Here is a 19750-nt window from a genome sequence, read left to right on the forward strand (position 1 = left end):
TCCAAACTCCTACCAATAGATTTTTCCAGCGAACTGGAGTTGTCTTGCGTTGTCGCGCGTGCTTGTGATCGATGCGAAGGTTGCAGGGGACGTAAAGTTCAGATTGCCCGGAGCAGAAAAGTTCGGCGTGTTGGTAATGTTGAATGCCTCCGCGCGAAGCTCGAGCTGGACCTGGTCCGCGAGAGCAATCTTACGAAAGAGCGAGAGGTCCAGTCTTCTGTAGGCGGGCCCGGTCGCCTGGGTGGGAGATCCACCGAGCGCAGCCAGCCCCGTGGCAGAAGAAGATGGGTTGGCGAAGGCTGCCGCATTCAGGAAGTGGACTGCGTTATGCGGACCTGCATAGAGACTCTCTCCTGGAACCTTGAGAGCATTGCAGCCTGAGCCCGCTGCCGTCGTTACGCTGCACGGCACCGTGAAGGGCTGGCCGTCCTGTACGGTTGCGATCCACTGCAGGGACCAGCCGCCGGCGACAGTCGATGCGAGCCCCTGGGTCAGGTATCTCTGGTTGTGTCCGAGAGGAAGCTCATAGACGCCGCTGGTATGGACGATGTTGCGCACATCGGTGTCGCAGAGCGCGTAATCGAAGCCGATGCCCGCCCCAGGGATATAGGGAGCGCGATAGCTTCCGATGGTGTTGTTGAGCTGATCGCGGGCGTCGCCAAGGCACTTGGAGAAGGTGTAGTTGGCATCGAGGGTAAGGTCGTGCCCCCAGCGTCGGGTCACGTCAAGCTGCAGGCCGTTGTAGTTGGTCGAGGCGGAAGGGCTGAGGAAGGCTCCGCCACGAGCGAAGTCTGGAAAGAAGCTATTTGCCTGTGCATTCGCGGTCGCGGGGAGAACAGCGTCGACGGTATTCGTGTTGATTGGAACCTGGAGATGCCTGGAAACCGAGCCGGCATACGCGACCTTGAGGACGGTCTTGGCGCTGAGCTGATACTGGACCTGCAGGTTGTAAGCTTCGCTGTACGCGCTCTGCCAGCTGTACTGGCGTCCCAGCAGGCTGATGTTGGTCAGATTTGCAGTTGAGGGACTCAGCGGCACATTGATCAGTCCGTTCCCGAGCGTTCCGATGGAGTTATCGGGCGTGAGCGGAGTGACGGAGTTTCCTGCCGTGTAGCTGGTCGCGATATTGAATGGGAAGTTCGCCGGCGGACTCGCGCTCAGGCCGTAGTTCTCGTATCCGCCATAAAACAGCCCGAAGCCTCCGTGGATGACAAGCTTTGTATTGGGCTGATAGGCAAAGCCGAAACGGGGAGCGAAATTCTCTTTCTGCGCGTTGCCTTGCGTGATGTCACGTGTGGTCACAAAGGCGATATTGTCTTTGGCAAGCAGCGCCTGGAAGGCCACAGGCACATTGGCCACCTGCGATTCCGGAATAAGGAACTGCGCCCCTACCCTGGGGTCGTCCGGGCCGGGAATGAAGTTCGCCTGCCTGCCGTCGCGCTCGTGCGGGACACCGTAGTACTCCCAGCGAAGCCCCAGGTTTACGGTCAGCTTGGGGCTGATACGCCAGTCATCCTGAACATACGCTCCGATGTACCAGCGCTTCAGATTGCTGATGAGCGGAAAGTTGGATGCGCTGACACTGTCAGCGCCGCCGACATTCTTGATCCCGCCGGCAACCGAGCTTGCCGTCGGGTTGAGGAGGAACTGGGCACGGTCAGTCGAGCCATCTGTCTGGTTGACGACGGAGGTATAGATTCCGCTGAAGCCGAAGGTGCCACGTGACGACGATGGTGTTGAAGTGGGGTACGCGATGTTCTGATACAGCACGCCTGTGCGAACTACGTGGCGGTTACGCGAGATCGTCACATTGTCGGAGATCTGAATGATGTCGCTGGCCTTGTTGCTTGGCAGTGAGCCTGACTGACCGAGGTTTGCCAGATTTCCGAACGTTAGCAGAGGAAGACCGCCATTGCCGGGAAACTGGGGAATCCCTCCGATTCCGTACTGCTCCGGAACTCCCACTTCGTTAGCGAACGGCTGACTTCGAATATCGGCGATGCGGCTGTATCCGAAGCGCGCTTCATTCACCAGTCGCGGCGTAAAGATATGCGTCTCGCTTACAGCCAGGTTCTGCGCCTGGGTCGCTCCATTGCCGGGGCGGCTCGACTGACCATCCGCGATGCCGGGAAAAGGGCCAGGATTGATCTGGTCAGTGTTGAGGTAGCTGTAGCGCGCGAAAGCGGAGTCGCGCTCACTGAAGTGCTGGTCGATTCGAAGATCGAATCCATCGCTATTGTTCGTTGCGTTCGGAAATGCGCTGAAGTTATTCGTGATCCCGGAGCCAGTCGGGGCAGGATAGAGATTCAACAACGCAATGGCAGAGGGACTAAGCCGATTGGCAGGCAGTTGGTTGAGCAGGGCCTTCTGGGTACCGCCCGTAAAGGTCTTTTGACCCACGAGCGATCCCTGGTAGAACGGATCGCGTACAAAGCCAGTCGAGGCTGCGATCAGACCGGAGGTTGGATCGGCTGCGCCTGCGGTTACGGCCCTGCTTGTAGCAGGATCGAAGACCGTTCCGACGGGAAAGACCCTACCCAGGGCGTCGGTGCGCGTACCACTCTGAAGTGCGATCAGGTCACCAAAGTTTGTATAGCCTGAGTTCCGCTCCGCTGCCGTGGGCACGGTAGTGACTTTACTGTCCGCCTGCGCAATGCGAGTGCCCTGGTAGTCAAAGAAAAAGAACGTTCTGCCGCGTCCGTTATAGACCTTCGGAATGGTAACCGGGCCTCCGATGGAAAACCCGAACTGATTCTGGCGGTAGGCAGGTTTCTTGGGAGCGGTCGCGAAGTAGTTTCGAGCGTCCAGCACCTGATTCCGGATAAACTCCCATGCGGATCCGTGAAAGCGATCGCCTCCCGATTTTGTGGATACATTCAGCACGGCTCCGGCAGAGTGTCCGAACTCGGCAGAATAGTTGTTCGTCTGGACGACGAACTCCTGCAAAGCATCCGGCGGAGGCATCACGACATATTGCGTCTGGTTCACGTAGTCTGCAATAGCCGCATTGTTATCGATACCGTCCAGCAGATAGTCGTTCTGGCCTCTTCGAGCACCGTTGGCGCTGAACGACCCGCTCGCAGAGAGCCCACGGGAGTCGGCCTGCGCGAAGGTTACGCCGGGCGCTGTCTGAGCAAGAAACGTGACGTTGCGTCCGTTGAGCGGAAGATCTGTAATGCTTCTGCTGTTGACGACTTGCTGGAGCGAGGACGTCTGGGTCTCCAGTAAAGGAGCTTCGGCGGCGACCTCTACGGACTGGCTGACCTCACCGATGTTCAGCAGAGCATCCACCTGCGCCGTGGTCTGCGCGCTGATCACAATCCCGGTACGCACGTAGCGCTCAAACCCCTGGCGTTCCACAGCAACCGAGTAGGCGCCGATTGCGACCGGAGAGAAGCTGAAATTGCCATCGCGGTCTGAAGTAGTCGTTCTCTCCACGCTGGTTCTCGCCTGGATGAGGCGAATCGTGGCATCGGGAATCCTTTGTTGTTGGCTATCCACAACCGTTCCGACGATGGCGCCGGTATCGACCTGCGCCATGCCAGGCGCAGCGAACACAATGAGAAACGTCAGGGCAAGAAAAAGCTTAAAAGTAGACACGTTTGTCTCCAGAGTTCTCTAATGAAAACCGCGCACACCATCGCCCGTATGGGAAGGTCAAATGACGTAGGTTTACGCAGTTCTAGCTATGCTGTTTGTTGGGAGAAAAGAGAAACGACGTTAGATATGGCAACAACAGAGACAAGCAAAACAGCCGGAAGAATGTACTCCTGGCTGGGGGCAGCCTACCGCCGCCACGCTTGTTTGTCTTCTATGGCTCATAAATGTCGATGACTGCGGTTGATCATAAGTGCAGACCCGACTCGAGTCAACTGTGGATGGATTTTGACGTTTGGCACTCTCTTCTGTAACGCCGGATACACCTTTCCCAAACTATTGGGAAGAGGCTGGTGTGGATGCAGACGTCGGCGGCGCAGGCAAGGTGTAGATGACCTCACCCGGACGCGTATAGTGCAACTCTTCCCGCGCCTGGTGCTCTATGGCGTCGGGATCTTCCTTCAGTCTGTCGATGTGGGACTTCAACATCTCGTTTTCATGCTGAAGACTCTGCAGCTGTTTCTCAAAATGGCGAGTGTCCTGCAGCTTGCGCTGATAGGCCGTCAGGCCGTTCTGGCCAAATACCACGTGGTAGGCGACGCCAAGAGCAAGGAGCACGGCAGCTGCCGTCGCCCATCGTCTCCATCCCCCCACGGCAAGAAGCCGCATCAAGATCCCACGGCTCCCCTGCTTCGCCTGATTTGTACCCGTAGCAGCCATACCTAAAGAAAAGGAGAAATTTACGAAGCAAGGACGTCAAGTGGAAAACGACAGGCTGCATGGGACGTACCTAGTTCGTACTGTTTTTCGAGATATTTTTGCCTTTTCAGGTGTCTTCCAGACATGCATCCACCAATCGGAGCGAATCGGCATGCACGAGCCTCCTGCGCTTGGTATGCTTTCACTTGGTGCATGTCCTCTTCCTGATCTCGATCGCTTCCCTCCTCGTGGTTATCGGGGCTGCTGCCGTTATTGTTCATCACATTCGCGCCAACCGAACCCGACAGAGGATGGCGCAAGCGCCGCCTGAACCCAGCTTCGCCGACCACCTGCAGTCGGCGGCCGAGTACGGTACGCCGCGATCCCAGAAGATCGTTGCCGCACAGTCCGCGCAGTCCATCAGCGCCCGCAAGGAATGGACATCGGAGGCGAAGACGAACTTACAGGACAGCCACGCACCGGTTCACGGACATCATCCCGGGCCCCATTTTATCCGGAGGTCGTCCGGAGGAGCGCAGCGGCAGGAGATTTCAGACACGGATATGATCCAAGCGGCGTCAGCACCCCACCTTCGGGTGGTCGCCGGAAACCATATTGCTTCTACGAAACAGAACTAGCGCGAAAGGATCTACTTTCATGCAGAACACACTTTCAACTTCCCCCACTTTGGCGCGACCCGCGCGTTTGTTAGCAACCTCACTTTCCGGCCGTGCAGCCGTTGTCGTCGGCGCTACGCTCTTTGTTGCGGCTTGTGCCCACATCTCGATCCCACTTCCATTCACGCCTGTTCCCCTGACGCTCCAGAACTTCGCCGTGCTGCTGGTCGGGCTTCTGCTTGGCCCTACCGCCGGATTCGCAGCGATGGCGCTCTACCTGGCCGAAGGGGCCATGGGGCTGCCGGTCTTCAATCCCGGCGGTGCAGGAGGAGTTCTCCAGTTGCTTGGGCCCACGGGAGGCTATCTTCTCTCCTATCCCCTGGTCGCCGCCATGGCCGGCTGGGTGTTTCGTTCCGTTCCGCTAAAGTCGCTCTACGGCCGCGCTGCATTGGCGGGCACCCTCGCCACCATTATCCTGTTCGCCGCCGGCTCTCTCTGGATGGCCCAGCTGCTTCACCTCAGCTCTTCTGCAGTGTGGACGATGACCATCACGCCGTTTCTTCCCGGCGAGATCGTAAAGATCGCCGCTGCCGCCGGTCTGGCAGCTTCCATCCGGAACTGGCGCCGCGCCTGAGGCACTCACTTTCCCTGGGTTGACGCCCGTATGGCGCAATCCGTTCTTTTGGAAAATATCGATTTTACAGAAGGAACCTTCGCATCATGACCGCCCCGCAGACAGCAGTGCAAGAGATCAGCATCGCCCACAGTCCCGACTCCGATGACGCATTTATGTTTTATGGCCTTGCCACCAACAAGGTACGCGTGCCGGGATACAAGTTCACCCATGTGCTGACCGATATCGAAACGCTCAACCACAAGGCGATCAACGAAGCCTTCTACGACATCACGGCCATCTCCTTCCACGCTTATCCTTACCTGCAGGACAGCTACACCCTGATGGCGTGCGGCGGCAGCGTAGGCGAGGGTTACGGTCCGATGATCGTGGCCAATCCCAAACTCACGCTGGCTGAGGCACAGAAGACGCGCATCGCGGTTCCGGGAACGCTGACGACGGCCTTTCTTGCCCTCCGGCTCTTTGCACCCGATATTGAGTACACCGTGGTCCCCTTTGACAAGATCATTCCCGCGATAACTGCGGGAGAGTTCGACGCCGGGCTGATCATTCATGAAGGCCAGCTGACCTACGCCAACGATGGCCTGGTTAAGCTGCTCGATCTTGGTCAGTGGTGGCGTGAACAGACCAATCTTCCGCTTCCGCTGGGAGGCAACGCCATTCGCCGCTCGCTGGGGCAGGACACCATGCTGATGGCGACCAATGCGTTGCGTGACAGCATTCAGCATGCCCTCGATCACCGCGAAGAGGCGCTCGCCTATGCCATGCAGTTCGCCCGCGATCTTGACCCGAACCTGGCGAACCGCTTCGTCGGAATGTACGTGAATGAGCGCACCTTGAACTACGGCGATGACGGCCGCAAGGCTATTCGCAAGCTGCTGGAGATGGGATACGATCGCGGAATCATCCCGCACCGCGCCAACGTCGACTTCGTCGGCTGATTTGCTGAAAGATCAGCCTGCAGGACACGCACAAATCCTGCAGGCTGTGTTATCTTAAAAAAGTCGAGTGATTGAGCCGCAAGGCTCTCGCTGGACGATCCTCTCCCCCGAGGAAATGCAGCAGACCTGGACGCGTAGCTCAACTGGCAGAGCATTCGACTCTTAATCGACAGGTTGAAGGTTCGATTCCTTCCGCGTCCACCATCTACTAAATTAATACGATAACTAAAGCACATGCCTCGTGCGGAAGATCGTCAAGTGAGGGCAATATAGCGCGTTTCAGGCATACACTGGCACACTTTTGACGTCCCGATTGAAGTAGTGGTGCGACTGCCGGGAAGAGAAGGCGAGGAGGTAGGCTCCGAAGAGGCCGTGTTTGCTTCTATGGCAGAAATAAACTGACTACCAAAGGACCACTGAGTCTAACGCTACGCAGAAGGCTAAGGATTCTCCTCCAGCATTGTTGAACCATCCCCATGCATAACAACGATAAGGGGCAAGAGATGAGCATTTACGGCTGCAATGTCCGTTTGAACCTCAGAGTTGCCAGAGCGTCATATATTTTGTAAAACCATGGCCTTGACCTTAGCCAGCACACCCTTGGCAATCGCAGCATGGCCGGAGTCGTTCGGGTGACTCGCTACATCCTTCCTGTCATATGGTCCGCCCCACCCGCTATTTTGCTTGTCCGCTGAGATATCGCACAAGTTCACGAAGGGGAGGCCGCGTTCTCTGCATAGGCTGCCAGAATAGTCGCTCTTGTCTTTACTGAACCAATCACCTAAGACGATGCGAGGGCAGGCGTAGAAGTCAAGAAGCTGAGGATAATATTCACGGAACTGCCGATCAAAAGTGTCATTCTCGCCGCCCTGGATGATGACCATATCAGGGGCAAGATTGCGCACCTGAATGTATTCGAGGATTTCGCGCAGCCTGCCATTGCCACCGTTGTTGTAGAGAGCTTCGGCGGGCCTGGTGATCTCTTCCTGCAGGCCTTTTGAGACTAGGTGCACATAATCGTTTTCGGGCCTGCTGGCCGCCATGCCGCTGGATACGTCCCATACACCTTTCAGCTGGCCATGAATCATTAGCGAATCGCCGATAAATAGGACTTTGAAGGCGTCCGGAGGGAATGGCCGGCTATTTATGAAGTCAAGCTGAGAAGTGGTGTCCGCAGAATTTAGACGACGTCGCAGGAAATTCATATGTGGCACAACAATGGTATATGGCTACCAGTTCCAGTTCAAATGACGCTCTAGCGTGAGGACGGGAGGGCTATAACTCCCTGCCTTTCCCATGAATATTACTGCCAGACAGTTCGTGGCATGAGAGACCGAGTTCGGCAGATGCTGTTCGTCTGGGCAGCGGGAGAACGTCGGGATGAGTCTTCCCTTCTCGCTTCAACTGCGGCCACCTAACCACCATCTCCAAGCGGCCCGGTCCAGAGCTACCATCGATCCCTGAACCGTACCTCACTCCGCGCATCAGACCTATGGGCCGAACATGCTCGGGCAACATCCTCGCCGGCTCAAAGTCTATGGGGCACGTCAGAGTGAAGTCGGCGGCAACTAACCAACACCCGGATACAGCCATTCTCCTTGATGCAGTCAATGGAAATAGTCAGCGCACTTTTTTGAAAGATGGAGAAACGACGATGGTTGAAGACACGAAAAAAACGATTCTTAATCGAACAGGCTGAAGGTTCGATTTCTTCCGCGTCGACCATCTAATTGCTCATCCACCAGATCGCAGAGGATCGCTCGTCCCGGGCTTTCCGTTCTCAGCGTGGCCGGCGAAGCGGCGCAGATAGTTCTCGTTCCCCACAGTCGTTACGCTGACGTCATACCATCGGCATTCTGTTGGAAGATCGATGTGCATGTTAGTCTCGGCGTTCGCGGCGAGATTCTGGTCGGTTGCGAACTTCGTATACCCCTCAGAAATATTGAGCCTTACCGGTGTATCGGAAGGATTACGCAACGTTAGCTTGAGTGAGCCCCCGGATGAGTCGAGTTCTAGATGCACAACTGGCTCCTGCGACCCGCTGGTTCCCTTCTGCTGCACGTAATAGCCGTTCGGACCATGGAGTACAAGATCGAAGGGATGGCCCGAGGCGTACGTCCAGTGATCGGTGAGCCTGTTGCCTGCGGAGACGGTATAGCGCCGCGGATCGTTCGCAGGCAGGATGCGGTCGTAGACGTAAAACGCTATTCCTGCGGAGCCTTTGTTGTTGAAGTCAAGCGTGACGCGATCGGATTCGACGCGACATGCGGTCTCAAGCGAATAAGGCAGAGCACGCGCGGGACGGGTTCCGGACTCCTGCACGGGCATGGCCTGCGGCTCGGGCACGCTGTAGGGCCGATGCAGCGATTGAATGGGCTTTGGCGCCGGGAAGGACTTGTTACTGACGACAGGGTTCTGCGAGAAGTCGAAGGCTGCAGTGAGATCGCCGCAGATGGAACGGCGCCACGCGCTGATGTTGGGTTCGTGGACGTTGAATCGCTTCTCTAAAAACTGAATGACCGAGGTATGGTCGAACAGTTCGGAGCAGACCCAGCCCCCGGTGCTCCACGGCGAGATGACCAGCATGGGCACGCGGGGCCCAAGGCCAATGGGCTGGATGCCGCCAGGATCGGCATCCGGAATGATAGGTCGACGCTCGTGCGGATACTTCGTCATATCGATGAACTCATCGCTGAGGCTGGCTAGGAGATCGTCAGAGACGAGGCCGTGTCTGTTACGCTCCTGACTCTTCGGCGGCATGGGCGGAACGATGTGATCGAAGAGGCCGTCATTCTCGTCATAATTGATGAGGAAGACCGTCTTCGACCAGACCTCGGGATTCGAGGTCAGCGCATCGAGTACAAGCGAGATATAGTGCGCGCCGTCGGTCGGCGAGGCCTCGGGGTGCTCTGAGTATTTGTATGGCGCTACGACCCAGGTGACCTGCGCGAGCTTGCCGCTCTGCACATCTTCCTTGAAGCCTACAAGCGTGCGGTTGGTGACACCCTTCTGCACCAGTGGGCCATTGGGGTTTGCGCCCTCCTGCACCTGATAGCGCGCGAAAAACTCGAGCGAGTTATCGGTGTAATTATCGGTTGGAGTTCCGGGCTCACCACTGCCGCCTTGATAGACTTTCCACGAGATGCCCGCTTTTTCGAGCCGCTCGGTGTACGTGGTCCACGTATAGCCGTTCGTCTTGTGGCGCTCGTCGAAGCCGGGGCCGTTCGCTTTTGTGCCATAGACGTTCTGCGCGTCGATCGTGCCCGACCACATATAGATACGGTTGGGGCAGGTGTTGGAGTGGATAGAGCAGTGATAGGCATCGCAGATCGTAAAGGCATCAGCCAGAGCATAGTGGAAACTGACATCCTGACGCTTGAGATAGCCCATCGTCATAACGTCCTGCTTCTGGTTAACCCACTGGTTCCAGTGGCCATTGTTCCAGGCAAGGTGGCCTGTGCTCCAGCCATGATCGGTTCCGGCCTGGAACTCCGTTGTCTGCTTGGGATTGATATAGAAGGGCAGGACATGCTTGGCGGCGGGTGAGAGGCCGCGATCGTGGTAGTGCTTGGTCTTGACTTCAGCGACGGGCTGATACCAGATGGGTTTGCCGTCGGGCAGCAGTGCAGGGCGGGGATCGCTGAAGCCACGCACGCCGCGCAGCGTGCCGAAGTAATGGTCGAAGGAGCGATTCTCCTGCATAAGAATGACGATGTGCTCGACGTCCTGAATGGTGCCGGTGCGTCGCGCCGCGGGGATGGCGAGTGCTCTCTGAATAGCCGGTGGCATAAAGGAGGCTCCGGCAGTGGCCGCCGCCAATCTTAGAAAATCTCTTCTCGTCTTCATCTGTTCTTTCTTTCGTACAAGGCACTGAGGGAACCGGTCATGGGATGCCGGTTCCCTCAGTGTTCTTAGTATTTCAGGTTCTCTAGAACTGCAGCCTCATGGAGACCTGTCCGGTGCGGGGACCTCCGAAGTCTGCAGTGCTCGTGGCGGTGATCTGCCCGAATGCAGGACTGGAGATATTCATATTCGGATTGCCAAGGTTGGTGTGGTTGAGGATGTTGGTGAAGGTGCCTTCAGCACGCAGCGAGATGCCTTCGGTGATAGCAAAGGTCTTGCTGAGTCCCGCGGATAGATTGACTGTACCGGGACCAACCACCGAACCGTTCTGCACGTTGCCAAAGCGGCCGATAGGAGCGGGATCGCCGGGGCGGCCGCGGCCGGTGGTGCAACTGGTGCCAGGAGTCCAATTCGGGGCTCCAGGGCAGGTGAAAGCCGCCTTGTTGAACCAGCCGGCAGCAGACCGATTCGTTGGAGTCGTACTGACACCTGTGACACGATCCACCTTTTGGCTGCGCCCTGGGAGCGCTCCGCCGGACGCCGTGCTGTTGAGGCCGGAACCGGTGCCGGAGGGATCTCCCTGGCCGCTGGAGAAGTAGGGAGAGAGGAATGGACCGGTCTGCAGCAGGAAGATGCTGCTGATCTGCCATCCACCGACAGCAGCATCGAGGATGCGGTTCATGCTTCCACCATACTTCTGGCCTCGCCCGATAGGCAGAGCATAAAGCAGCGTGGTGTTCCAGCGGTGACGTCGCGAGCCGTAGACCTGACCGAAGTCCACGTTGGGATCATTCCCCCAGGAAGCACGGCTGCCGCCGCTTTCGCCGGCGAAGCTGGTGCTGCCAGGCCCCTGGTTATTGGAGAGATTTTTTGCAAACGTGTAGGTGGATTCGAAGCTCAGACCATCTCTCATGCGATGCGAGACGTTGATCTGACCGGACTGATAGTTGGAGTCAGCCCCTGTGGAACGGGCATTGATCACACCCCAGTTGGGGAAAGGACGCGCCGAGAGTGGCTGGTTATAGGCCGAGACGGTGGAGGAGTACGGCATATCGTTGTAGTTAGGAGCCCAGACCAGGTGATGCGTCGTCATGCCGATGTAGGAGAGACGAACTCCGTATCCCTGGCCGAGGTCACGATCAAGCGAAAGGGTGAACTGCTGAGAGTAAGGATCCTTCCAGTTCACATCGTTGGCAGTACCGAAGTAGGCCTGTCCGAAGCTCGCAGTGCTGGAACTGGTGCCGGAGCCGGCGAAGATGTTGGGCCACACATACGCCGGGCCGCTTGCAGTCTTCGCATTGGAGTACTGGACCGTATTGGCCTGCAGGGTCCCGGTAAGCGAGTAGAAGTTCGAACCCAGCAGCGTGATGTTGTAGAGGCCGTAGCCGCCGCGCAGCACGGTACGATTGTCATTGGTAAGACGGTAAGCAAAGCCGAAGCGTGGAGCGAAACGTGTCTTGATCGCCGTACGGAGGCCGGAGGGTAGCCCTGCCTGCGAGTTGCTGATCGTGGGAGTGCAGGCTGCACCATTTGCCGGCGCAACACCTGAGGACTGACCGAGGCCGCAGGAGTTGAAGCTCTGCAGATAGGGCTCTGAGACAAGGTTTCCAAAGCCATCGGGATAGATAACCTGGCCGGACTTGGCAATCGTCTTGTCAAAGTTGCCTATATTGCCGGTTGGGTCGTGATATGCGGGATGATACTCGTAACGTATGCCGTAGCTGAGGGTAAGTCGATCATTGACGCGCCACTGATCTTGCGCAAAGGCATGGTAGTGCATGGTGCGGCCGTCATTATCGGCCTGCACAACGTCGTAGAACGTTGTGTTGGGAGTGCCGACGAGGAAGTCAGCGAATTCATTGCCAGTGAAGAGCGCACTCGAATAATCGAAGGTTCCGTAGTTATCAGCGCCATTAAAACCGAGCGGCGTGACTGCCTGCATTCTGCGAATATCGACTCCAAACTTCATCGTGTGGCGTCCCTTCACCCATGTGAGATTGTCCGTGTAGACATGGGTGCGAGACTTGTTGATCGAGGTAAGGCGCTCTGCATCGAAGCTGGTCAGCAATCCGAAATCCAACTCGGGCACGCCGTTGTAGAAGAGATTCTGCAGACCATTCAGGCCGGAGTCCTGCGTGAAAGCCTTTCCATCAAACGGGTTCGACGCTCCGTTGGTATCGAAGGTGAACCCATAACGGAACTCATTGATGAGGTTCGGGGTGAAGTTGTAGTTGCCTGCGATAAGAAAGATACGATCCTGGAACGCCGTCGTGCTGGAAGGCATCGCAAGCGGCTTCTGCGAGGTTTGGTTGTAGTTCTTCCACGTAAAGCGTGCGAAGATCAGCGCCTTCTGGCCAATGTACTGGTCACCGCGAAGATCGAACTGATTGGAAAACAGCGATGTGTCCTTGTTGGTAGAGTAGTTGATCTGGCCCGGTACATAGGTCGACGTATTCCCGAAATTAGGATCGGGGAAGAACTGCAGGAACTTCTGCGAGACCGCGTTGATCGGCACAGCATTCAGCGCGTAGTTGCCACCCGTGAAGGGATTGGTCAAAGACGTAAGGCCCTGCACGTTGGTAAAGTCACCTTTCTTCATGGCCGCGGTTGGCACCTGGGCCTGATAGAGCGACGTACGCGGGCTGCGGTAGCCCTCATAGGTACCGAAGAAGAAGGTCTTGTCGTGACCGTTATAAAAGTGAGGAATGACGACCGGGCCACCCACACTCGCGCCAAAGTCGTTGGTCACGAGATGGGCCTTGGAAGTAGCGCCGTAAGCCTTTGCGTTGAGCGAAGCATCCTGGTGATACCAGAAGATGCCGCCGTGAAGCTTGTTGGTGCCACCCTTGGTGGTTGTTGTCACTTCGCCGGGCTGACCGAACTCGGCAGCATTCATCACGCCATCGACACGCATCTCTGCGATCGAATCGCCGGATGGGAAGGCATTGGCTATTGGGGAGTTGCCTCCTGTGGCGCTGCGCGTGGTAATGCCATCGACGGTGACATCCGTCTGGAAGGGCAGGCCGCCTTGAACAGAGTAGGTAGGGTTATTACCACCGTCCGACTGCACGCCAGGTAGTGTCTGGATCATCGTCAGAGGACTGGTGCCGCTGGAACTGGCGCGATAGTTCGCTGGAAGATCGCGGACAGCGGTAGACGACAGCGTCGCATCGATCGAAGGGCTATCGGTCTGAATTGTTCCCGCGTCTTCTGCGCTGACCGTGGTCTCCTGCGTGACGTTGCCTATTGCCAGTGAGACGTCGGAGCGAAGCTCCTGACGTGCCGTGAGCACCAGCCCACTGACCTTTTGTGTATTGAAGTTGCTGGCCGTCACCTGGAGTTCGTAGTGGCCAGCGTTCAGATTCAGAAACTGGAAGGTTCCTACACCATCTGTTTTTGCCGTTTTCCTGGCAGACGTTTCGATGTTAGTCAGGTTAACGGTCGCGCCCGGGACGGCCGCGCCGCTGGAATCTCTGACAGTTCCGAGGATCGTCCCCTGCGTGGATTGGGCGCAGAGGTCTGCTGAAACGAACAGGAACAGACAGAGGGCAAGAAGGAGCGATGAGAAATGGCGATTCGTGCGCATAGGTCGTGTGAGTGCAGCATAGCCACGACCCTCAGAAACCTGTTATCTAATTTCGGCAAATATCCCGCCAGAAACGTAAAAACCTGATAAATCTTTGATCAACAGAAGAAGCGTTCGGCGCGCTTCACGGTTGCAGAAGGCAGTTCATTGAATAATGTTCGATAGTCCTTCGCGAACTGGCTGAGGTGCCAGAAACCCCAATCCGAAGCAGCCTGCTGGATCGGAATTCTCCTGTCGCGTCGCATCAGATCACGGCGCACTCCATTGAGACGAAGGATTTTGAGGTATGCATTAGGACCCATGCCGATGACGCGGTCGAAGGCATATTGCAAGGTTCGCCGGCTGACTTGAAAGGCTGTACACAACTCCGGAACGGAGATGGCCCGATCGGTGTTATCCATCAGAAACTGCCTGACTTTATGGACGAGCTGTGCATACTGAACCTCACTGCGTGGCGTTTCCCTGGCTTGCTGCGAAGATGCACAAATCTCAGTAACCGCTTCGAGAAGCGAGCTCTGGATTGCCTGACAGGCCTTGACCGACTGCAATATCTCTGGGCGGCGGCCGACCTCATCGAGCACCTCACCGAAAAAACTTCCGAGCGCGCTGTGCGAACGCAAATCGCTCTGCGAGCTATCAAGGCTTAGCCGCGCAAGAGCGTCTTCCTCCGGAAAAACTGAACGAAGATGCTCTGCCAGAGTTTTATGGTGGACGACAAGACCAAAGATACGAAATCCACCCGGAGTGATCAGTTCAAAAGGCTTATTCCCGCGTCGAATGGTGATGGTGCCTTCGTCGACGCGCCGAGCATCAATCCGGAAAGATCCAGCCTTGGGAGCAGGAATCCCGAACCACCAGCTATGAGAAAGGACAAGACAGGACTGGCGCAAACTGAGATTGGTGGTCTCGCGAAAGAGATGAATTCCGCTGAAGCAGGACCCCACAATCTCTCCCCGAAAACTGCCGACAGAGAGCTGATCGTAAAGCTGTGACCAGCCTTGTAGATTATCTGCGTGTGTGTTGGGATCGTCGGAGACGTAGCAATACCTCGGCGGACCCGAGGGCGCCCGCACGAGACAGGGCGGGGTTGGTTGCGCAGATTCCACGACTCGGACGATACCACAAGCAATTTAAGACTCCATCAAAGAAATGTGCACTTGCCTCATTCCTGTAGCAAAATCCTAACTGCATCTGCCGATTTTTGATAACCGCAAACGGATGCGCGTGAGCATAATGTGGCTTGGGAGAGATTTTGGACGATAGCAACCCTCATCTAAAAGCCACCCTGAATACCTGGCAGCTCTGGGGAATCGCTGTCGGCCTCGTCATCTCCGGAGAGTACTTTGGCTGGAGCTACGGCTGGGCAACGGCGGGAACGCTTGGATTCCTGGTTACGACCATCTGGGTCGCGACCATGTATACGGCATTCATCTTCAGCTTCACGGAGCTGACAACAGCGATTCCCAGCGCGGGCGGTCCGTTCGCGTATGCCGAGCGGGCATTTGGAGAATTCGGAGGATACATCGCGGGCGCTGCGACTCTGATCGAGTTCGTCTTTGCTCCTCCGGCGATCGCGCTTGCCATCGGCGCTTATCTTCATGTGCAGTTCCCCTCGGTAGCTCCGAAAGAAGCGGCCGTGCTGGCGTATCTCGTCTTTATGACGATCAATATTCTCGGCGTGCGAATCGCAGCGAGCTTTGAGCTGGTGATTACGATCCTGGCAATCATCGAGTTGCTGATTTTTATGGCTGTTGTAGCTCCGGGATTTAGGTTTTCAAACTTCATCGCGCACGGATGGGCAGGACACAATCACTTCCACCCCGGCGCATTTCATGGCATGTTTGCGGCTGTACCATTTGCGATATGGTTCTTTCTTGCGATTGAGGGAGTAGCCATGGCTGCTGAAGAGGCGAAACGCCCCACTCATTCCATTCCCATCGCTTACATCGCGGGCATCAGTACCCTGCTGGCGCTCGCCATTGGCGTGATGCTCTTCGCAGGCGGTGTCGGCGACTGGAGCCTGCTGGCCAACATCAACGATCCTCTGCCGCAGGCGATGAAAATCATCGTTGGTCCATCCAGCGGATGGCTGCACATGCTGGTATGGCTTGGTCTTTTTGGACTCATCGCATCACTGCACGGAATTATCTTCGGATACTCGCGGCAGATCTTTGCGTTGGCTCGTGGAGGCTATCTGCCCGAGGTCTTCAGCAGGATTCATCCGCGGCTGCAGACGCCGTGGATTGCGATTCTTGCAGGAGGAGTCGTGGGCATCGCCGCAATCTATAGCGATTCGCTGATTACGATTGGAGGGCAGCCTTTGACGGCAAACATCGTCACGATGTCGGTGCTCGGCGCACTGGTGATGTATGCCGTCAGCATGCTGGCGCTGTTCCGCCTGCGTAAGACGGAACCCGCCATGGCGCGGCCTTTCCGGGCACGCCTTTATCCTTTCGCTCCGTTGTGGACACTGATTGGCGTCGCTATCTGCCTGGCGAGCATTATTTATTACAACCGCACCATCACATTGATCTTCTGCGCTCTACTCTGCATCGGATATCTTGTCGTTCACCTGACGCGAAGGAGAGTGCGAGCCTAAGGATGCACGATGGCGTTTGCCCATACCATTAGCGGAACTACGTACCGGTTCAAGGACCTCAAAGACCTTCTGGCCAAGGCAACCCCCGCCCGCAGCGGAGACGATCTTGCCGGCGTGGCTGCATCATCGGAGATCGAGCGAGCCGCAGCGAAGTTCGCCCTCGCCGATCTTCCGCTGAAATACTTTCTTCAGGAAGCTGTGATCCCGTATGAAACCGATGAAATCACACGTCTGATTGTCGATCTCCATGACAGCACCGCGTTCGCACCTGTCGCACATCTTACGGTTGGACAGCTTCGTGAGTGGATCCTTGAGCAGGCCGATAGCGATGTGCTTCGCTCCGTGGGCAGAGGATTGACGCCGGAGATGGCCGCAGCGGTCTCGAAGCTGATGCGAAATCAGGATCTGATCCTGGCTTCGACTCGCATGCACGTGGTGACCCGTTTTCGTTCCACCATCGGCCTGCCCGGAACGATGGCCGTACGGTTGCAGCCGAATCATCCCACCGACGATCCGAAAGGCATCCTGGCCTCGGTCATTGACGGCATTATGTATGGCTGCGGCGATGCGGTGATTGGTATCAATCCGGCAAGCGACAACACCGCGTCGGCTATTACGCTGCTGAATCTACTCGATGATTTCCGTGTCAGGCTGAACGCCCCCGTGCAGAGCTGTGTGCTGACGCATATTACACATACGCTCGAAGCGATACGGCAAAACGCTCCGGTGGATCTCGTCTTCCAATCCATCGCCGGCACCGAAAGAGCGAATACAAGTTTCGGAGTATCCCTCCGCTTGTTACGTGAGGCTCACGAAGCAGCGCTCTCCCTGCGGCGTGGCACTCTTGGCAACAACTGCATGTACTTTGAAACGGGACAGGGCAGTGCTCTATCGGCGGGAGCCAACTTCGGCGTGGATCAGCAGACTTGTGAGGCTCGCGCTTATGCAGTCGCCCGGGCCTTTGATCCCCTGCTGGTCAATACGGTTGTCGGCTTCATCGGCCCCGAGTATCTCTTCGACAGCAAGCAGATCATCCGCGCCGGACTCGAAGACCACTTCTGCGGCAAGCTGCTGGGACTGCCGATGGGATGCGACATTTGTTACACCAACCATGCCGAAGCAGACCAGGACGACATGGACACTCTCCTGACGCTGCTCGCAGTAGCGGGCGTAAACTTCATCATCGGAGTTCCGGGAGCCGATGACATCATGCTCAATTATCAGAGCACCTCCTTTCACGATGCGCTGTATGTACGCAGCGTGATGGGTCTGAAGCGGGCACCTGAGTTCGAAGAATGGCTCAGGACAATGCAGATCGTTGATAACGAGGGACGATTTACGCTGACTCGCGCTTCGCTGGAACGATTACTACCCGCCGGGGCCTTCGATTCTCCGCATGAAGAACAAACTGACAAAAATTGAGCCATGGAGCAGACTGACGGAGTGGACGCCCGCGCGAATCGCTCTGGGGCGAGCTGGCGTCAGCACTCCAACCTCGGCGATGCTCGAGTTCAACAGCGATCACGCTTTGGCCCGCCATGCCATCTATGCGTCCATGCCGGTGGCTCGCATGGAAGAGGAGCTTGCCGGCAAGGGGCTGGCGACGATCTCGGTTACTAGCCGGGTTCATGATCGTTCGGAGTATCTGCGGAGGCCCGACCTGGGCCGCCTGCTCACATCGCAATCGGCAAGAGCGCTTCATCGCTCCGAGGCCGCACCGCCGCAGACACTGAGCATCGTTGTCGCCGACGGGCTTTCGGCGCTTGCGCCTGTCATGCATGCTCCACCACTGATCGATGCTTTGCGTAAGGGGCTGAACGGCTGGTCGCTGGATGCGATTGTGCTCGCGACGGGAGCAAGAGTTGCACTGGGCGATGAGATTGGAGCGATTCGAGGAGCGGAGGCCGTGGTGGTGCTGATTGGCGAGCGTCCCGGGCTGAAGTCGCCTGACAGTCTTGGGGCCTATCTAACCTATCGTCCACGCCCTGGACGGATGGATTCCGAGCGTAACTGCATCTCGAATATTCGCCCTGCAGGGTTGAGCTACATGCAGGCAGCCTTCCGGCTCCTCTATCTATTGCATCAATCCCGCCTGTTGGGAGCAAGCGGAGTGGTCCTTAAGGATGAGAGCGATCGCGTCGCTCTCCCTCCTATAGAAACCTCGGATACCGAAGAGAGCTGCTAAATCGGTTCCAATTACTGAATTGAAAAAGAATTCCTCTGGGTGTGCTATACAACGTGTTCAGCCAGGTAGTGCTGGATCTTCTGGAAGTCTTCTTCAGGAAGCCGGAAGGTCGCAGCGGGAATAATGCCCTCGACCTGCTTTGCGTTGCGGCCGCCAACGATCGCTCCTGTGACGGCAGAGTGATGCAGTACCCACGCAATGGCAACCACACCGGCGGTGACGCCATGCCGTTTGCCAATCTCACCGATAAAATCCGCGACCGCAAGATTGCGTGAAAGCAGCGGCTCCTGGTAGTTCTTCGCACGACGGCGAAAGTCGTCCTGCGGGAAGTTGGCCACGCGTTCTTTGGTCATCGCTCCCGTCAGCATTCCGGAGTGCATGGGAGCATAGCTGATCGTGCCGATATTGTTCTTCGCGCAAAATGGCAGAACCTCATCCACAACGGCGCGATTCAGCATGGAGAACGGAGGCTGGTTGGAGGTAATGGGAGCAATTTTGATCGCGCGCTCCATTTGGCTGACGCTGAAGTTCGACACGCCGATCCAGCGGACCTTGCCCTCTTTCTTCAGATCTGCCATCACACCCCACGCCTCTTCGATCTCTTCGTCCGGCTTGGGCCAGTGCATCTGGTAAAGATCGATGGTCTCGACCTGCAGGCGGCGAAGGCTGTCTTCCAGCTCGCGTCGAATCTGCTTAAGATCGTTGAGCACTTCTTTCTTCTCGTCCCAGACCAGACCGCATTTGGTAAATACGTAGGGCTTGTGCGAGGCCGACTTCAGTGCTCGAGCCACAACCTCTTCGGAGTGCCCAAGTCCGTAAACTGCCGCCGTGTCAATCCAATTGATGCCAAGATCAAGCGCCTTGTGGATCGCAGCGATCGAGTCGTTATCGTCCTGCGGGCCCCACGAAAACGCCCAGTCTCCGCCGCCGATAGCCCATGCCCCGAAGCCGATGGGGGTAATCTCCAGATCCGAGTTTCCAAGTCTCTTCTTATCCATATCACTCCTATACACCTTTGCGATGAAATTCCATAAGCTGCTGTGATGTTG

The 19750-nt window shown here is 56.8% G+C and carries 14 protein-coding genes and 1 tRNA gene; 8 read left to right on the forward strand and 7 right to left on the reverse strand.

The window, feature by feature from the left end:
* Positions 1-9 precede the first annotated feature (9 nt).
* Both GWR55_RS04595 and GWR55_RS04600 read right to left on the reverse strand, forming a co-directional pair.
* The gene (locus GWR55_RS04595; RefSeq protein ID WP_238398647.1) at positions 10-3600 is read right to left on the reverse strand and encodes a TonB-dependent receptor; all 3591 of its coding nucleotides are present in this window, start codon (positions 3598-3600) and stop codon (positions 10-12) included.
* 333 nt (positions 3601-3933) lie between these two features.
* A complete protein-coding gene (locus tag GWR55_RS04600; protein ID WP_238398648.1) occupies positions 3934-4266 on the reverse strand; it encodes a septum formation initiator family protein in 333 nt (110 codons plus the stop codon).
* 239 nt (positions 4267-4505) lie between these two features.
* On the opposite strand from GWR55_RS04600, the gene GWR55_RS04605 reads away from it, so the two are divergent.
* The 4 genes from GWR55_RS04605 to GWR55_RS04620 all read left to right on the forward strand — a co-directional run bounded on the left by GWR55_RS04605 (position 4506) and on the right by GWR55_RS04620 (position 6692).
* Positions 4506-4934, forward strand: a complete 429-nt coding sequence (locus GWR55_RS04605; RefSeq protein ID WP_162401205.1) for a hypothetical protein — start codon at positions 4506-4508, stop codon at positions 4932-4934.
* Between the two features lie 19 nt (positions 4935-4953).
* The gene (locus GWR55_RS04610; protein ID WP_162401206.1) at positions 4954-5547 is read left to right on the forward strand and encodes a biotin transporter BioY; all 594 of its coding nucleotides are present in this window, start codon (positions 4954-4956) and stop codon (positions 5545-5547) included.
* Positions 5548-5633: 86 nt separating this feature from the next.
* Positions 5634-6488, forward strand: coding sequence for a menaquinone biosynthesis family protein (locus GWR55_RS04615; protein WP_162401207.1), 855 nt, complete (start codon positions 5634-5636; stop codon positions 6486-6488).
* 128 nt (positions 6489-6616) lie between these two features.
* Positions 6617-6692: transfer RNA gene (locus tag GWR55_RS04620), tRNA-Lys, on the forward strand.
* Between the two features lie 350 nt (positions 6693-7042).
* On the opposite strand, the gene GWR55_RS04625 is transcribed toward GWR55_RS04620, so the two are convergent.
* The 4 genes from GWR55_RS04625 to GWR55_RS04640 all read right to left on the reverse strand — a co-directional run bounded on the left by GWR55_RS04625 (position 7043) and on the right by GWR55_RS04640 (position 14498).
* The gene (locus tag GWR55_RS04625) at positions 7043-7693 is read right to left on the reverse strand and encodes an SGNH/GDSL hydrolase family protein (RefSeq protein WP_162401208.1); all 651 of its coding nucleotides are present in this window, start codon (positions 7691-7693) and stop codon (positions 7043-7045) included.
* 529 nt (positions 7694-8222) lie between these two features.
* The gene (locus tag GWR55_RS04630) at positions 8223-10334 is read right to left on the reverse strand and encodes a phosphocholine-specific phospholipase C (protein WP_162401209.1); all 2112 of its coding nucleotides are present in this window, start codon (positions 10332-10334) and stop codon (positions 8223-8225) included.
* A gap of 82 nt (positions 10335-10416) precedes the next feature.
* The gene (locus GWR55_RS04635) at positions 10417-13917 is read right to left on the reverse strand and encodes a TonB-dependent receptor (protein ID WP_162401210.1); all 3501 of its coding nucleotides are present in this window, start codon (positions 13915-13917) and stop codon (positions 10417-10419) included.
* A gap of 98 nt (positions 13918-14015) precedes the next feature.
* Complete coding sequence (locus GWR55_RS04640; RefSeq protein WP_162401211.1) at positions 14016-14498, reverse strand: helix-turn-helix domain-containing protein; 483 nt, start codon at positions 14496-14498, stop codon at positions 14016-14018.
* A 123-nt stretch (positions 14499-14621) separates the two neighbouring features.
* Between GWR55_RS04640 and GWR55_RS04645 the strand changes: the two genes are divergently transcribed.
* From GWR55_RS04645 to eutC, 4 genes are all read left to right on the forward strand, one after another.
* Positions 14622-14909, forward strand: a complete 288-nt coding sequence (locus GWR55_RS04645; protein ID WP_162401212.1) for a hypothetical protein — start codon at positions 14622-14624, stop codon at positions 14907-14909.
* Positions 14910-15169: 260 nt separating this feature from the next.
* Positions 15170-16516 carry an ethanolamine permease gene (gene eat, locus GWR55_RS04650; protein ID WP_202925581.1) on the forward strand — a complete coding sequence of 449 codons (1347 nt, stop codon included), beginning with the start codon at positions 15170-15172 and terminating at the stop codon, positions 16514-16516.
* A gap of 9 nt (positions 16517-16525) precedes the next feature.
* Positions 16526-17938 carry an ethanolamine ammonia-lyase subunit EutB gene (locus GWR55_RS04655; RefSeq protein ID WP_162401214.1) on the forward strand — a complete coding sequence of 471 codons (1413 nt, stop codon included), beginning with the start codon at positions 16526-16528 and terminating at the stop codon, positions 17936-17938.
* Positions 17913-18701, forward strand: a complete 789-nt coding sequence (eutC, locus tag GWR55_RS04660) for an ethanolamine ammonia-lyase subunit EutC (RefSeq protein WP_162401215.1) — start codon at positions 17913-17915, stop codon at positions 18699-18701. Before GWR55_RS04655 ends, eutC begins: the two co-directional genes overlap by 26 nt.
* 44 nt (positions 18702-18745) lie before the next feature.
* On the opposite strand, the gene GWR55_RS04665 is transcribed toward eutC, so the two are convergent.
* Complete coding sequence (locus GWR55_RS04665; protein WP_162401216.1) at positions 18746-19699, reverse strand: aldo/keto reductase; 954 nt, start codon at positions 19697-19699, stop codon at positions 18746-18748.
* Positions 19700-19750: the final 51 nt, after the last annotated feature.

This window comes from Edaphobacter sp. 12200R-103 (genome assembly GCF_010093025.1).
In the GTDB taxonomy this organism is placed as follows: Bacteria; Acidobacteriota; Terriglobia; order Terriglobales; family Acidobacteriaceae; genus Edaphobacter.

What these genes read in the sequence shown, in the direction of transcription:
- GWR55_RS04600 (WP_238398648.1), bottom strand. Translation starts at nt 4,266, where the DNA reads ATGCGGCTTCTTGCCGTGGGGGGATGGAGACGATGGGCGACGGCAGCT.
- GWR55_RS04610 (WP_162401206.1), top strand. Translation starts at nt 4,954, where the DNA reads ATGCAGAACACACTTTCAACTTCCCCCACTTTGGCGCGACCCGCGCGT.
- GWR55_RS04615 (WP_162401207.1), top strand. Translation starts at nt 5,634, where the DNA reads ATGACCGCCCCGCAGACAGCAGTGCAAGAGATCAGCATCGCCCACAGT.
- GWR55_RS04625 (WP_162401208.1), bottom strand. Translation starts at nt 7,693, where the DNA reads ATGAATTTCCTGCGACGTCGTCTAAATTCTGCGGACACCACTTCTCAG.
- GWR55_RS04630 (WP_162401209.1), bottom strand. Translation starts at nt 10,334, where the DNA reads ATGAAGACGAGAAGAGATTTTCTAAGATTGGCGGCGGCCACTGCCGGA.
- GWR55_RS04635 (WP_162401210.1), bottom strand. Translation starts at nt 13,917, where the DNA reads ATGCGCACGAATCGCCATTTCTCATCGCTCCTTCTTGCCCTCTGTCTG.
- GWR55_RS04645 (WP_162401212.1), top strand. Translation starts at nt 14,622, where the DNA reads ATGGTGGACGACAAGACCAAAGATACGAAATCCACCCGGAGTGATCAG.
- GWR55_RS04655 (WP_162401214.1), top strand. Translation starts at nt 16,526, where the DNA reads ATGGCGTTTGCCCATACCATTAGCGGAACTACGTACCGGTTCAAGGAC.
- eutC (WP_162401215.1), top strand. Translation starts at nt 17,913, where the DNA reads ATGAAGAACAAACTGACAAAAATTGAGCCATGGAGCAGACTGACGGAG.
- GWR55_RS04665 (WP_162401216.1), bottom strand. Translation starts at nt 19,699, where the DNA reads ATGGATAAGAAGAGACTTGGAAACTCGGATCTGGAGATTACCCCCATC.